Here is a 15,227-nt window from a genome sequence, read left to right on the forward strand (position 1 = left end):
TCGTAGCCCGAGACGGTCCCGGGCTGACAATTTCGACTGTAATGGACGTTCTTAAACGACTAGTCAAACAACAAGAACGTCCCCAACAACTACTTATAAACGGCAGACTATCCACTCTCATTCTGCGAGCACTCATTTAAGTCTGTCCCCAATGAGTGCCCTGGAGCAGGACAACTCCGCAGGTAGAGGACGGACAGCGAGCGCCGTCCAGAGCGTACAAGTTGGCATGAAAAAGGCAGGGCATTGACCTTCTGGTCATGCCTTGCCTTTTGAATGACAAATTGTCGCTCTGGGCGGCGCGCAGCGTCGAGCCGTTACGCGGGTTGGTAAACCCGCGTAACTAAACACGCTCCGCGATCTCGTGGATCAGATAGTCGGTCTTTTCCCAGCCCAGGCACGGGTCGGTGATCGACTTGCCAAAGACGCCGCCGTCGACCGGCTGGTTGCCATCCTCCAGGTAGGACTCGATCATAAAGCCCTTGACCAGTTTGGAGATGGATTCGTTGCGGCGACAGCTGTCGAGCACTTCCTTGCAGATGCGATACTGCTCCAGCGGGCGCTTGCCCGAGTTGTCATGGTTGCAGTCGATAACCGCCGCCGGGTTGGCGTAGCCGGCGTGCTCGGTATAGCGCTCGGCAAGGCGCTCCAGGTGCTCGTAGTGGTAATTGGGGTAAGTGCGACCGTCGAGACCGATGTAGCCGCGCATGACGGCGTGCGCGAGCGGGTTGCCGTCGCACTCGACCTCCCAGTTGCGGAAGATAAAGCTCTGGTGCGCCTGGGCGGCGTAGATGGAGTTGAGCATGACGGTAGTGGAACCGGCTGTAGGATTTTTCATGCCCACCGGCACCGAAATGCCGCTCGACACCAGACGGTGCTCCTGGTTCTCGACCGAACGCGCACCCACGGCGACGTAGCTCAACAGGTCGACGAGGTACTGGTAGTTGGACGGGTAGAGCATCTCGTCGGCAGTGAAGAAGCCAGTCTCCTCGATGACGCGCAAGTGCATGTGGCGAATGGCCTTAACGCCTTCGAGCAGATCGTCGGGCGCCTCGGGATCGGGGTTGTGCAGCAGGCCCTTGTAACCGGTGCCCTTGGTGCGCGGCTTGTTGGTGTAGACGCGCGGGATGATGATGAGCTTGTCCTTGACCTCCTCGGCGGTTTTGGCCAGGCGGTTCATGTACTCGAGGACCGAGTCCTCGCGGTCGGCAGAGCACGGTCCGATGATGAGCACCTTGCGCGCGTCCTCGCCGGTAAAGACCTTGGCGACCTCGGCGTCGAATGCCTGCTTCTTAGCAGTAAGCTCAGCGGACAGCGGCATTTCCTCGCGGATCTCCATGGGGATCGGCAGCCTGCGTTTAAATTCCATGGCCATGCGGGGCCTCCTCAATCAAAGAAGTCTAAGCTTGAATCGTCGAATGCTCGGCATTATCCGCTGTCGCACGCTAAAGTGCAAGCACGACCAACCAAAAAGGGAATGGATAACGCGCGGGTCGCTTACCACGAGAGTGGATAATCTCCCGTTTTTGGCCTAGGATCGCGCTGAAAGTGGGAGATTATCCACTCTCGTCGAGCAAGCGTCCGAAAATCCTCGCTCGTGGCCCCTTTTCCTCCGTCCCCGAGGGAACGGGACTCGTCTGCCGAATGATTGATGCGGCGACGGCGCGCCCATGTCACACTCAGAGGTGGCCTGACCCACCTTGGAAGGAGCCTCCATGAGCCTTGACAACGTAACCCTGCGCGCCGCCACGCTCGACGACCTGGCTGGCATCGCCGCCATCTACAACCAGCTGTGGTGCAACACGCTGCGCAACCGCGGTGACGTCGAAGCTGCCGATTTCTGCGCGCGCTTTAACATCACCATGCAGCTACAGCGCTCACCTATCGCGCTTGTCGCCGAGGCCGAGGGCCGCATTATCGCCGCCTGCTGCATCGGCATCTTCGAGGACGGCAAGCCGCGTACCAATCCCACGTGGGTGCCCTGCTACGACGAGATGTTCGCCCAGGCAACCGAGATGGCAAAGACCGCCGACGCCAAGCTCGAGGGCTCGCTCTTTGGCGACAGCCGCGAGAAGGCCACGGCCGACCGCTTTGCCGCCACGGGCAATGAGTATGCCCAGGGCCAGCTCAACCTCATCATCATCGTGCCCGAGTGGCAGGGCAAAGGGCTCGGCCGCGCGCTCATCGACCTTGCCCGCGCCGAGCTCGCCCGGGCAGGCTGCACCAAGTTCTTCCTGATGAGCGACTGCAACTCTGACTGGCAGTTCTACGAGCACCTCAACATGAAGCGCATCCTAGAAGATCACAGCCAAGACACCGGCGACGGCTTTATCGTCTACATGTACGGAGGCGACACGCAGGATTAGCCTGTGTGCCGCCTCATGGGCTTTCTCCAAGACAGCCCAAACCGGTCAGCCATACCAAATAGAGACCTGCCAAAAAGGGACAGGTTTATTTTGGCAGGTTTTATCTGGGAAAACACCAAGGCCGCCGCGAGGGAACTACTTTCCCTCGCGGCGGCCTTCTAACAGCAAAAACCAAGTGAGTAGATTTTTTGCAGGAATCCGAGCACACGCCAAATCGCCACAGCGCTGACCTGCAGTTTTACCGAGCATTTGTCGCGATGTGCTCGGTAAATCCAAAAAAGTCTACTCACTTGCATCTGAGGCGCACCGGATCGGCAAAAAACCGCCGCGAAAGGGATCCGGACCCTTCGCGGCAGTTGTTAATACGCCGAACTTGTTATCGCAAAAGCCAATCACGCGCCGAGACCACGCTACAGTCTTTCGACTCATACGTTGAATCCACGCGGGCCACAACATAGCGCGCATCTTTTGCAATGTCGATCTCATCGCATACAGCCTGTAAATGGCGGGCGTACTTATCGTGATACGTTCTGGATGATTTTATTTCGATAGCCTTGGGACTCCCTGAGTTTGTGCAGTCGAGCAAATCGATTTCTCGCTTGCCGTCGTCCCTATAGAAATACAACTCGGGATTCTCGCCCACGTTGAGATGGCTCTTCGCCGTTTCGGAAACGATGAGGTTTTCGAAAACTGCCCCCAGATAAGGGCTCTCCAAAAGTTGCTCCAGTGATCCAATTTTGAGCAAGTAGCAGAGCAGCCCCGTGTCGTAAAAATAAAGCTTGGGCGTTTTAGTCAAACGTTTCCTGGCATTTGCATAATAAGGCTGCAGTGAAAACGTCAGGTAGCTCTGCTCCAGGATAGACAACCAGCTTTTAATGGTCGATACGTTCACACCCGTATCTCGAGAAAGCGAAGATATATTAATGAGAGCACCGGCGCTCTGGGCAATTATGGACAGTAACTTATGAAACTCCGCTTTATTGCGCACGTCAAGCAAGCCCACAACATCGCGCTCAACATAGGTATCAATATAGCTGGGGAAATAAACCGAGGACGGCATTCCGGCGGAACGCAGGCGAGGGTATCCCCCTTCGAGCGCAAACAAATCCACTTCCAACTGCCCCTGCTGGCCCCTCTCCGCTTCTCGAAACGAAAATGGCAGCAATTTTAAGATCCCGACTCGCCCGGCAAGAGACTGGCCGATGCTTTTCATCATCAAAAAGTTTTGCGATCCCGTAAGGATGTATTGACCGGCATCTCCCCGCTCATCCGAAACAACCTGGATCATCGAGAACAAATCCGGGGCGTATTGCGCCTCATCGATGATGAGTCCGCCCTTTCGGTTGCGGATAAAACTCACCGGATCCTCCAAGGCCGCGCGCCTCGTTTGGGGGTCCTCAAGCGTGACATAGGAATAGTCGGGAAAGGCATGCCTAACCAGCGTAGACTTTCCGCTCTGCCTAGGCCCCGTCAACGACACAACAGGAAACCAACCCGCCATGCGAATGAGCAACTCATGCAAATCCCTGTTAATGTACTCGGCCATATCAACGCCCCTTATAACGCTGTTACCATAATCGTATAGTATCATTTGCCATAATCTCGCAGTAGCGTTTTCCATAATCTTGTAGTAGTGTTTTCCACAATCTTATAGTAGCCCAGTTCAAAACGTTATTTATAGAGCCGAAATCTCAGACCCTAAATAACAATAGCCACCACAATGGGAACTGTCCCCATTGCGGTGGCTTGCAGGCGAGTTGACTTATTCGACTATCGCGGGCCGGCCGTGTCCGAGTCTAGAGCGTGGCAAGTCGCTTGGATTCGCGGACGGCGAGGGCGATGGAGATAAGACCAGTGATGGCGTCAGCCGCCACCAAGGCAAACCAGACACCCTGAACGCCCATCATGTTGCCAAGCAGGTACATAAGCGGCACGGAGCAGATCACGTAGCGGAGCAGACCGGTGAACGTGGCGATACCCACCTTCTCAACCGCCTGGAAGTACATCGACATGGTCATGGCAAGATAGCCCAGGGCCACGGCCAGGATAACGATGCGCGTGGCGTTGGCGGCAACCTCGACGAGCGCCGGGTCGCTACCAGCAAAAAAGGCGCAGACCGGCGTTGCGGCCACCCATAGCACAGCAGACACCGCAGCAAGCGTCACGACCTGGTACTTAAGCGTGCAGGAGAGCGTTTCCTTGAGGCGCGCCCACGCCTTGGCGCCGGCGTTGAAGGCGGCAATGGGCTGCAGGCCGTACGAGAAGCACTGGGCGACCATCATGGTAATGTAGAGGATGTAGCCGTTGATCACACCAAAGGCCGCGATGTAGAGCGAACCCATGTCGCCGCCGAGCTGGCCAAGCAACGAGTTGGCAACGGTGTTGAAGATGAACGTGGCAGCTTGCACCAAAAAGAACGGGAAACCAATCTTAATGATCTGGCCGCAGATGGCCATGTCGAGTTTGAGGTCGGCGGCGCTGATCTGGAGCTGCGACTTCTTACCGCCGATGAACCAGAAGATACCGATGGCCCAGATACCGATGGAAAGACCGTAGTACACGCCAGCTCCCATAACGCCAAGCTTGAGCACAAACGTGGAAAGCGCAAGCCAGCAGATAGCGACGATGGCAGACACGGTCATGAGGTTGGCCTGGATCTGAACCTTCTCGTCCACACGCATGACGGCGGTGACCATCTGACCAATGACCGTGAGCGGCAGCAGCACGGAGAAGGTGCGCACGCCGGCAACGGTATCGGTCATGATGTCGGGCGTGGCGCCGAAGAATGCGCAGATGGGCTCGGTAAACACAGCCATCACCACAGCAAGCAGCACACTCACAATCGTGGTAAGCCAAAAACCCTGGCTAAACGCCTTGCTGGCGCCCTTAATGTCGCCGGCACCCAAAAGGTTGCCCACCACGGCGGGCACGCCGGTGCCAAACAGGTTGCCAAAGGCCAGGTTAATGTACTCGACCGACATGATGATCGAAACACAGGCCAGGCCGTGTGCACCCAGGCCCCAACCCATCACGAGGCCCTCAAGGACCACCATGATAATCTGGGCGAGCATACCCTGGCCGGTGATGATGGTGTACTTGCGCACCAGGCCGGGAATCGGCTGCGAGGCAAGCTCACGCTCCTCCTCAACAGCGGCGGTTGTCTCTTCTGCCATTGTTCTCCCCTTTCCATGAGAGATTGATGAATGGATGGATGAATGGATGGATGAATGGATGGGCGGCACGCACAGGCTGTGGCACCGCCCAGCGATGCAGCAGCCCCGCTAGGCCTCGTAGACCACCTTGCCGGCAATCATCGTGAGAGACGCCGTGGCCTCGAGGACCTCAGCCGGTTCGCAGTCAAAGAGGTTGCGGTCGAGCACACAGATATCAGCCTGTTTGCCGCATGCGAGCGTACCGATGCGATCCTCGGCATGCATGGCGTAGGCGCTGCCGTAGGTGTAGGCGCGCAGGGCCTCGGCCATGGTAATGCGCTCCTGGGGGAACCAGCCCTCGGGGTTGGAGCCGTCCTCGAGCATGCGGAAGACCGCGCCGTACACCTCCTCCATGGGCTCCAAGCCCACAACGGGGAAGTCGCTGCCCAAGTGCACCACGGCACCGCTGGCAAGCAGGCTGTGCAGGGGCCACGAAAGCGCTGCACGCTCGGGGCCCACGGCATCGTCCTTGGCAAGGTCAGCCATATCGAGCAGCATGTGCCACGGTTGCATGCCGGGGCATATACCAAGCTCCGCGTAGCGCGGCAGATCCTCGGGCTGAACCGTCTCGTTGTGCTCCATGGAGTGGCGGCAACCCCGCTTACCATGCAAGCGCTCGCCCTCCTCAAAGCAATCAAGCACAAAACGCACCGAGCGATCGCCGATCGTATGGACGCGCGTGTCAACGCCCCATTCCTGCGCCCTGACAATGGCGGCACGGATGCGCTCTGGATCCTCCGCGGGCTCACCGCAGGTATCGGGCGCATTGCTATAGGGTTCAAGCATCCAAGCGGTGTGGTCGGAGCACACGCCATCAAGAAACTGCTTAAAGCCGTGCCACTCGACCTGCGTACCCGAGAAGGCGTATTTCTCCTTGATCTGCTCGAGCGTTAAGGACTCGTTTTCGAACAGATCGGTGTACAGGAACACGCGCAGTGGCAAGTCGCCCTTGGCATTAAGACCTGCCAACACCGCATACGGGTTTTCCATGCTCACAAACGTAGGATTGACCATGCCGACCGTAGTGATTCCCAGGGCATTGGCGCGCCGGGCGGTTTTTGCAAACGACGCGTCAACAACCTCGGGCGCTGGGTCGTAGACCTCGTCCATAAAGAAGACGCCGGCGTTGTTGGAAAACACGCCCGTCAGATTGCCCTCGGCATCCTTAAGGATCTTGCCGCCTGCGGGATCGGGCGTCTGCGAAGTTACTCCCACCTTGTTGATGGCGCAGGTATTGGCACTAAAGGTATGCAGGTCAACCTGCTGCAGAAAGACCGGGCGGTCCGAGATGTACTCATCGATCATCGCGGCTGTGGGCATCTCGGGGACATCCCACTGGAACTGGATAATCTGGCAGCCCAGAATCCACTCGTTATCGGGATGGTCGGCCGCAAACGCCACGACACGTTCCATCGCCATCTCAAAACTGGTGCAGTCGATGAGGTTGACGGCAAAATCGGGGTCGGTCATAAACGCGCCCTGGGCAAAATGCGTGTGCGAGTCGATCAGGCCGGGCATGACGAGCTGGTCGCCAAAGTCGCGCACCTCGGTATCGGGACCGATAAACGGTGCCAGGTGAGCATCGTCACCGCAGGCAACAATCTTATCACCGCGCACGGCAACGCCGCCCTTAAACGGCTCGAGCCCATCGCCGGTAAAGACGGCGTTGCTCTTGATAACTACATCAGCCTTGTCCATGTGAGCCTCCTCAGGCATCTTTGGTTGCAACGCGGACGCACCGCCCGCGTGGGCACTCGGTTGGGAGCGTAGCGCTCCCGCATCGGCGCGTGCCTACAAGCCGTGCTCGGACGTCTGTCCCACGTCCGCGGCTTCGCGCTACACCCATTGATACACAGGGGCAAATCCGTGCCAAGGCCAGGGACCGCAAACGGTCAGTTTAAGCAGGTTTACACGCTTTACCTGCAGGTTTATTGTCTGAGATTATTACCGCGTCATTACGCCCAACGGCGTGCCCGCCCACACGGCAAGACCCGCATGCAAGAAAGAATAGGACTAGGAACGCCAAAAGGCATCTATGAGGTCATCTCGGTTGGAGACGCCGCTTTTAACGTAGATGCGATGCAAGTGTGCCTTGACCGTGCCAGGGCTGATGACCAACTCGCTGGCGATGTTTTGGGCGTCGTTGCCCTTCAGCACCAGCGTGAGCACTTCCTGCTCACGTCGCGACAGCTTGTGGGCATCGGCATAGATCACCACACGCGATGCGAGGTCGTCCCCAGAGCTTGCGCTCTGGGCCGCCACGTCCTCATCGGCACGCGGATGACGGGCATACACACGCAGGATATGGCTAAACTGGCAAAAGAGTTGGACCGCACATACCACGAGCAGCACGTTTTCGGAGATATTGCGCTCGGACAGATACCACAAAAAGAGGCTGATGACGGGGTTTTGAGAGTCGGGGCGGCAGAGCAAAATCATGTAGGTGTCCTCGGCGATTACGCAAAACGCAAGAACGAGTGCCACCTTCCAAAAGAGCTTTGAGCGGTCGAGGTCGAGTTTCTCAACACGCGTGGCCCTGTGCCGGTAATGCCAGGCGGCATAGGCAAGACATCCTACATTGCCCAGGTCACGCGTGAGCCAAAAGAGATACTGCTGCATCTCTCCGGCAGCACCGCTGCGAGGCACCAGCAGCAATTGCAAGATTGAAAACGGCACGATAGCAAGTCCGAGCATGCGCGACGTCGGCCTTTTGCGCAAGCGCGCAAACATCCATAGCACCACGCAGGCATAGATGGCAATACCAAGCACGCAGCGCAGCAAGGGGTGCTGCAGCGGCTCGCTAAAGGTAACGGCGTAGTCGTATTTGAGCCGATTGTACTCGTCAAAAAAGATGACCGACATATCGAGCATATAGAGCAAAAAACCCGCCGCGGCCACGAGGCTGTCGCGACGGCGCGTCATGAGCCAAACCACCAATGCCACGGCACTGGTCACCAGAGCCACACCCATGATAATCGTGGTGTAGATATAGAACGCGAAACTCATGCCCGCCTCCCCTGTCTAGATGCTGTGAGGATGTTGACAGATTCTTTGCCGCAAGATTAGACTCACCGATTAAACGTACTGTATCGTTTAGATAAACAAGCTGTGTCTCACCGATGAAAGGAGATGCCATGGCACCGATCGCTCTGCTCAAGATGCTCGTCGCGCCCGCCGCCAAGGCCATCACCCGACTCGGTTCTTCCATGACCTACGACGATGTCCCCTGCGCCGTTGAGGCGCGTTCGGACAGCTGCCCCTACCTGGGCCACGTCCCCTACTTTGCACCCAAGCTCGCATCTGATCCCGAGCAGCGTGAGCAGTAATCCAAGATGCAACTAGCGCCGCACAACTCGCGGCGCTACTGTTTTGGTGCAAAGCGACCTGTCCCCCTTGCGCCAACGCCGGGATTGTCGATGCTGCGGCCGCGGCGCGATATGAGGCGCGAAACCTCGCCCAGCAACACGCCGATCACCACACCCATGAGGATCGGCAACTTTGACATCTCGGCGGGCGAGCTGTTAAGCGGCACGATTGTCGCAACAATCGAAAGCACGAGCTCTACCACCGGCACCGCAAGCGCTACCGCAAGCACCTTGCCCTCGAAGGGCGCGCGGAACACACGCGGGCGACCGTCGTATTTACGCAGACGCCAAAACGCCGGGAACATCGGGATATAGCTCATGAGCAGAAAGACGACGTTCATCGAGAAGAAAACCCAAAAGACGTCGGAACCTTCGCCCAGCGGAATCTGAAGTAGCAGCACCAAGCTGGCAAAACAACCGTTAATGAGTGCTGAGCCGTTGGGCATGCCGGTCTTCTTGGACACCAGCGCAAAGGGGCGCGGCATGTTGCCGTGGCGCGCGGCATAGCTCGCCACGTTGTTGACGCCAAAACTCCAGCAGATCATGTTGGCGAACAGCGTCACCAAAAAGGCCACGCCCACGACCATCGTCAGCGGGTGAGCGCGCCCCACCATGGCGGCAACCGCGTCCACAATGCCCGAATCGAGTGAAAGCTGCTCGGTGGGAACCGCGGCTCCAATACCGACGCCACAGATAATGTAGATCGCCGCGATGGCAACGCCACCGGCGATAACCGCCTTGGGGATATCGCGCGATGGGTTCTTCATCGTGCTGGCAAAGGTCGCGACCACCTCAAAGCCCATAAAGTTGAATAGGATGATTGAAAGATACGTCAGTGAGTTAGTGTCTCCCAGATCGGGGACAAAGGTCTTAAACGACATATCGTTGGCAAAGCCGTTATTGCAGGCAAACCAGATACCGACGATTCCCACCACGGCGGTAATGAGCACCTTGATGACGGCGCCGCCATCCATGACCCAATCGGCCTCGGCCACCGGCTGCATTGCCATGACCGTGACGCCCCACACAAAGGCAAGCTCGATGGCAATTCGGACCCCAAGCGAAAATTCGATGCCCCATACCGCATTGATGACACTGGGGAACATGCAGGCGATACTTGCCACCCACAGTGGAAAGTTGACCCAATAGCACCAGGAGCAGCGAGCGCCCCAACGGTCGCCCAAGCCCAGGCGAGCCCAATCGTACAGACCGCCCTCGGAATCGAACGCCGTACCGAGCTCGGCCACCACCAGGCCATAGGGAAGCAAAAACGTAATGATGAGGAAGATCCACCAGAAGAACTGCACGTTACCCATGGCAGATGCCGGAGCGGCCGCCTCGATGGTAAAGACAACGCAGATAACCGAGAGGATGACCTCGAACAGGGAGAACTTTTTACCTGCCACGGCACGCTCCCCCTACAGCAAAAAGGATGGCATCTGTACCGAAGGCGCAGCCCAAGGTAGGGTTGCAGGCCGCGTCACCGGTGCAGGTGCCATCCCAAAGAGAAGAGAGGATGCAATTGTTGGACCAACGCTCGCGGAACAGGCGCGTGTAGATAACGATACGCTGGTACATAGATACTCCGATCAAAACGGTCGCGCTCGCAACCGGAAACTATCAGCAATTGAATACGCGTCTGACCTGGGAAATTCAAGCGAACAATTGGCCTAACCCGCAATAAATCCCAGATCAGACGCGTACTCAATCAAAGAGGCGGGCACTCCGAAGTGGAGGCAACGGAGTGCCCAAAGAAAAACCCAGCCGACCAAGACATCGAATAAACCGACCATCAATGCCCCGAGATGGTCCGATTCACCGACCGTCCGATTGATCGGCTGGGTTCCCGAAGCATCACGGCTCGGAAAGTCAGACGTTTACTCGGCGTGCTCAGGTGCGCCAGATTGGCGCGAACGAGGAGCGTAGCGTACTGACGCTACGTAAGCGACGAGTGAACGCCAAGGTGGCGTGCCTGAGTTACGCCGAGGGCTCCTGCTGGGTAATGCAGTGGATGTTGCCGCCACCGAAGACGACCTGCTCGGACTGGACGCCGACGCACTTGTAGACGCCCTCGCCCCAGACCTCGTCATAGATCTTCTGGAGCGTGTCGACGGCCAGCTGGTCGTTCTCGTCGCCGTACTGCGGGACGATGACGCCGTGGTTGGTGACCAGGTAGTTCATGTAGGACGCGATCAGCGGCTCGTCGGGGACGCGCGGCTCGGCGTTCTCGTCGGCGTCGATGGTGTCGCAGGAGGCCTGGTCCATGAACAGCGGGTTCACGGGCATGCAGAGCTTGTAGACCTTCATCTTGCGGCCCTTGGCGTCAACGGCGTTGGAGAGGGTCTCGTAGGCAGCGTGGCACTGCTCGTAGAACGGATACTCGGGATCGTCGGTCCAGATGCAGGCCATGACGCCCGGAGCGATGAACGTGGCAACGTCGTCGATATGACCGTTGGTCTCCTCGGGGTCGATGCCCTCCTTGACCCAGATGACCTTCTCGACACCCAGGTAATCCTTGAGGTGCTCGTCCATGTAGGCGCGAAGCTCCTCGCTCCAGGGCTCAAACTTCTTGTGGAACTTGGGCCAGATGGACTCGGGATCCTCTTCCTCCTCCAGAACCGCAGAGCAGGTGCGGCCCGGGGAAAGCAGGCACTGGTCGGTCACGACAAGGGTGCCCTCGCCGTCGACGGTGATGGAGCCGCCCTCGAGGATCATGTCGTCGGGACGATAGCGACGGCAGCCGGAGAGCTCAGCCATCTTGAGGGCGATCTGCTCGTCCTTGTCCCACGGGAAGTACAGGCCGTCGACGAGGCCGCCGTAGGCGTTGAAGTGCCAGTGGTTGGCGCGCTTCTCGCCCTTGCCGTTGATGACGTAGGTGGCGGCGGTGTCGCGGAACCAGGCGTCGTCGGTGGTCATCTCGATAACGGTGACGTTCTCGTCGTTCTCGAAGACGGCCTTGCAGTTGGCATAGTCGACCTGGTTGGCGCACATATAGACCGGGGTGAACTCGGAGATGGCGCGGGCGATGGCGGCATACTGCTTCTGAGCAGGCTTGGCGCCGTGGGCCCAGGTGTCGGTGCGGTGGGGCCAGCCCATCCACACGCGATCCTGCGGAGCGAACTCGGCGGGCATAAAGAAGCCGTCGGCCTTGGGGGTGGACTCGGACTCGGTGATCGTACGCATAAGATTTCCTCCAAATCGAACGATCGTTTGCCGCGGGCGGATTGCCCGCAGCCTAAAACCAAGAGATAGTGGGCGCCCGTCCCCCGGCAAAGGTCGGGGCGCCCGGTGCCGGTTTTCACGGAGCCGCACCGACGAGCGGCAACGTAACCAAGTGCGTGGAGACAAACGCACGAAGGATACGAGAGAGAGGTTGGGGCGGGCGGTGGTTACCGGAGCTATCGCTCGCACCCGCCCCAGGAAATAGTGAGCATATTTGTCGCTTTGGGCACGCCCTCGAAGAGGCTAGAGTGCCTGGAGTCGGGAGCGACAAGCCCGACGAAGCGTACTTTGGTACGCGAGGAGGGTTGGAGCCCCAGAACCGGGTGCTCTAGTTCTCCTCGGCCTCGGCGGCCTCCTCAGCGAGACGCTGAGCTGCCAGCTCGGGAGTGAGGCCCTTGTACTCGGTCTCGCGGCCCTTGGCGCTGACGACGCGGACAACCTCGCCGATGAGCAGAAGCACGATGAAGATAACGATCATCGGGAGCTTGTCGCCAATCTCGGCGGCGGAGAGCGGCACCAGCGTTGCAACGATGGCCAGGATCAGCTCGATGCAAGGGATGGCCAGCATGACCTTCATCATGGCACCCTTAAACGGGAACGTGAAGATGCGCTCGCGGTCGGGGTCGTTCTTGCGAAGGTTGAGGAACGCCGGGAACATCGGGATGTAGGTCAGCAGCAGGAAGACGACGGAGGTGCCGAAGAGCATCCAGAAGACGCCGTTGGAGATGGCGTCGATGGGAACGAGCTGCAGGCACAGCACCAGGGAGGCAACGACGGCGTTGACCAGGTTGGCGCCGTTGGGCATGTCATCATCCGAAATCATCGAGGCGAAGACCTTGGGCATGTTGCCGTGCTCGGCAGCGTAGCGGGCGACGGAGTTGACGCCGAAGGACCAGGCGGCCATGTTGGCGAACAGGGTGATCAGGAAGGCGATGCAGATGACCTTGAAGATCATGGAGTCGCCCACCATGGTCTGGACTGCGACAATCATGCCATAGTCGGGGTCGATGGAATCGGCCGGCACAGCAGCGCCGATGCCAAAGCCAGCGAACAGGTAGATCACGGCGATGGACAGGCCACCGACGATGATAGCCTTGGGGATATCGCGAGCGGGATCGGCCATGTCGTCGGTCATGGTGCAGATGACCTCGAAGCCCATGAAGTTAAAGATGATGATCGACAGGTAGCCGAGAGCGTTGGTGTTGGTAAGCTCGGGCAGGAAGGTGGCAGCGGACATGTCGTTCGCAAAACCGTTCTCCATGGCATACCAAATGCCCAAAGCGCCAACGATAACGGCGACGGCGACCTTGATGATGGCGCCACCGTTAAGGACCCACTCGGAGTCGGCCGCCTTGGAGCGGCCCATGAGGTAGACGATCCACACAAAGGCAAGATCGATACCCATCTTGGCGATCAAGTTGAACTCGACGCCAAAGACCATGCCCAAAATGTCGGGGAACATGGTAGCCAGCGAGGCGATCCACAGCGGGTAGTTGACCCAGTAGTAGTACGAGATGCGGGCGCCCCATTTGTCGCCCAGGCCATCGCGTACCCAGTCGTAAATGCCGCCCTCGCCGTCATAGGTGGTACCGAGCTCGGCAACAACCATGCCGTAGGGAAGCAGGAAGGTCAGGATCAGGAAGATCCACCAGAAGAACTGCTGGTTGCCAATGGCAGCAGCAGGAGCGGCGGCCTCGCAAACGAAGACGACGCAGATGATGGTCGAAATGACCGTCAAGAAGGAAAGCTTTTTCTTTCCGTCGCTCATGATGAGCTCCTTCGCTCAGTCTTGGACAGATCCGAGGCCCTAAGGTATTAAGGCAATTGCTTGGGCCTCGGTGAGCGGGCGACAGGAGACGAGCATCCGCCGCCCGCAAACGTGCTTTTAGAAGCCTTGAGGCTTAGAGCTGCTCGAGAGCCTCGAGAGCGGCGTGGAGCTCAGCCTTGGCGGAGTACTCGACACCCTCGTCGTTGAGCGGGGTGCGCTTGCCCAGGGCGGCAAGGAGAGCACGGATGGAGTGCTTGCGGTTCTCGGCCTCGACCCAGCACAGGGAGCGCTCGGGATCGTCCATGACTTCGTCGACGACCTCCTCGTTGCGGGTGGCCGGCAGGCAGTGCATGAACTTGGAGTTGGGGCCGGCAAAGTTCATCATGTCCATGGTGACCTGATACTTGGGATAGAACACGTCCATGTAGTTCTCGCCCGAGACCTCCTCGTCGTACAGGCCATACCACACGTCGGTGTAGATGAAGTCGGCGCCCTTGATGCACTCGATGTCGTCGGAGATGACGACAGAGCCGCCGGAGACCTTGCAGTTCTCCTCGGCGATGGCCATCATCTGCTTGCCGAACTCGGCGCGCTCCTCGACGGTGCCAACGTGCAGGCCGCCGTCGGGGATCTGGTGGCCCTTAGGTCCAAACTGGACAAACTTCATGCCGACCTTGGAGGCGATGAACATGAGGGAGACGCAGACCTGGGTGGCGTCGCCGATGAAGGCCAGGGTGCAGTCCTCGATCTTCTTGCCCTCGGGGAGGTTCTCGAGCATGGTCATGAGGTCGCCCATCTCCTGCGTGGGATGGTTGAACTCGGACATGCCGTTGATGACGGGCACAGCGGAGCCCTCGGCGAGGCCGACGACGTCCTTGTGACGGTCAACGCGAGCCATCATGATGTCGAGCAGCGAGCCCATAACGCGAGCGGTGTCGCCCAGGGACTCGTGACCGCCGAGCTGGATGGTGCCAGGGCCATAGAACTGAGCATGGCCGCCGAGGTCGGTCATAGCGGTCTCGAAGGAAAGACGAGTGCGGGTGGAGACCTGCTGGAAGATCATGCCAAGGCTCTTGTTGCGGAGCAGGTGCGGATAATAACCGTCAACCTTGATGGCCTTCTTCATTGCTAGGCCAAGATCCTCGATAGCCAGGATCTGCTCTTTGGTAAAGTCGTTGGTGTCGATGAAATCCTTAGGCAGTGCCATGTCGATTTCCTTTCCGCCGGTCTTGCCGACTATTACTATGAGGCGCTCGAACATCACGCCTCGTGTTGACAAGACCATCATTCACCCGTA

At 58.6% G+C, this 15,227-nt stretch carries 12 protein-coding genes; 2 read left to right on the plus strand and 10 right to left on the minus strand.

Annotated features, from left to right (window positions below):
- Positions 1-340: 340 nt before the first annotated feature.
- Positions 341-1,372 (minus strand): 3-deoxy-7-phosphoheptulonate synthase, encoded by a 1,032-nt coding sequence (locus tag DXC79_RS07810; RefSeq protein ID WP_117635771.1) that lies wholly within the window; start codon positions 1,370-1,372, stop codon positions 341-343.
- Between the two features lie 340 nt (positions 1,373-1,712).
- On the opposite strand from DXC79_RS07810, the gene DXC79_RS07815 reads away from it, so the two are divergent.
- Positions 1,713-2,363: a GNAT family N-acetyltransferase gene (locus tag DXC79_RS07815; RefSeq protein ID WP_117635772.1), complete on the plus strand. Its 651-nt coding sequence runs from the start codon at positions 1,713-1,715 to the stop codon at positions 2,361-2,363.
- A 376-nt stretch (positions 2,364-2,739) separates the two neighbouring features.
- Here DXC79_RS07815 and DXC79_RS07820 read toward each other — a convergent pair whose 3' ends face one another.
- From DXC79_RS07820 to DXC79_RS07835, 4 genes are all read right to left on the minus strand, one after another.
- Positions 2,740-3,909, minus strand: coding sequence for an ATP-binding protein (locus tag DXC79_RS07820; protein WP_197032249.1), 1,170 nt, complete (start codon positions 3,907-3,909; stop codon positions 2,740-2,742).
- Between the two features lie 250 nt (positions 3,910-4,159).
- Positions 4,160-5,536: an MATE family efflux transporter gene (locus tag DXC79_RS07825; protein WP_117635773.1), complete on the minus strand. Its 1,377-nt coding sequence runs from the start codon at positions 5,534-5,536 to the stop codon at positions 4,160-4,162.
- 108 nt (positions 5,537-5,644) lie between these two features.
- Positions 5,645-7,273 (minus strand): amidohydrolase, encoded by a 1,629-nt coding sequence (locus DXC79_RS07830; RefSeq protein WP_158550994.1) that lies wholly within the window; start codon positions 7,271-7,273, stop codon positions 5,645-5,647.
- Between the two features lie 315 nt (positions 7,274-7,588).
- Positions 7,589-8,581 carry a helix-turn-helix transcriptional regulator gene (locus tag DXC79_RS07835; protein ID WP_117635774.1) on the minus strand — a complete coding sequence of 331 codons (993 nt, stop codon included), beginning with the start codon at positions 8,579-8,581 and terminating at the stop codon, positions 7,589-7,591.
- 128 nt (positions 8,582-8,709) lie between these two features.
- Between DXC79_RS07835 and DXC79_RS07840 the strand changes: the two genes are divergently transcribed.
- Positions 8,710-8,901: a hypothetical protein gene (locus tag DXC79_RS07840; RefSeq protein ID WP_117635775.1), complete on the plus strand. Its 192-nt coding sequence runs from the start codon at positions 8,710-8,712 to the stop codon at positions 8,899-8,901.
- 35 nt (positions 8,902-8,936) lie between these two features.
- Here DXC79_RS07840 and DXC79_RS07845 read toward each other — a convergent pair whose 3' ends face one another.
- From DXC79_RS07845 to ptcA, 5 genes are all read right to left on the minus strand, one after another.
- The gene (locus tag DXC79_RS07845) at positions 8,937-10,346 is read right to left on the minus strand and encodes an APC family permease (RefSeq protein WP_117635776.1); all 1,410 of its coding nucleotides are present in this window, start codon (positions 10,344-10,346) and stop codon (positions 8,937-8,939) included.
- Positions 10,336-10,518: a hypothetical protein gene (locus DXC79_RS10005; RefSeq protein ID WP_147327489.1), complete on the minus strand. Its 183-nt coding sequence runs from the start codon at positions 10,516-10,518 to the stop codon at positions 10,336-10,338. The genes DXC79_RS07845 and DXC79_RS10005 overlap by 11 nt, the downstream gene beginning before the upstream one ends.
- A gap of 399 nt (positions 10,519-10,917) precedes the next feature.
- A complete protein-coding gene (locus DXC79_RS07850) occupies positions 10,918-12,123 on the minus strand; it encodes an agmatine deiminase family protein (protein WP_117635777.1) in 1,206 nt (401 codons plus the stop codon).
- Between the two features lie 367 nt (positions 12,124-12,490).
- Positions 12,491-13,930, minus strand: a complete 1,440-nt coding sequence (locus DXC79_RS07855) for an APC family permease (RefSeq protein WP_117583531.1) — start codon at positions 13,928-13,930, stop codon at positions 12,491-12,493.
- 133 nt (positions 13,931-14,063) lie between these two features.
- Complete coding sequence (gene ptcA, locus DXC79_RS07860; protein ID WP_117583532.1) at positions 14,064-15,137, minus strand: putrescine carbamoyltransferase; 1,074 nt, start codon at positions 15,135-15,137, stop codon at positions 14,064-14,066.
- Positions 15,138-15,227: the final 90 nt, after the last annotated feature.

Origin of the sequence: Collinsella sp. TF08-11AT, from assembly GCF_003437035.1 — a bacterium.
GTDB lineage: Bacteria > Actinomycetota > Coriobacteriia > Coriobacteriales > Coriobacteriaceae > Collinsella.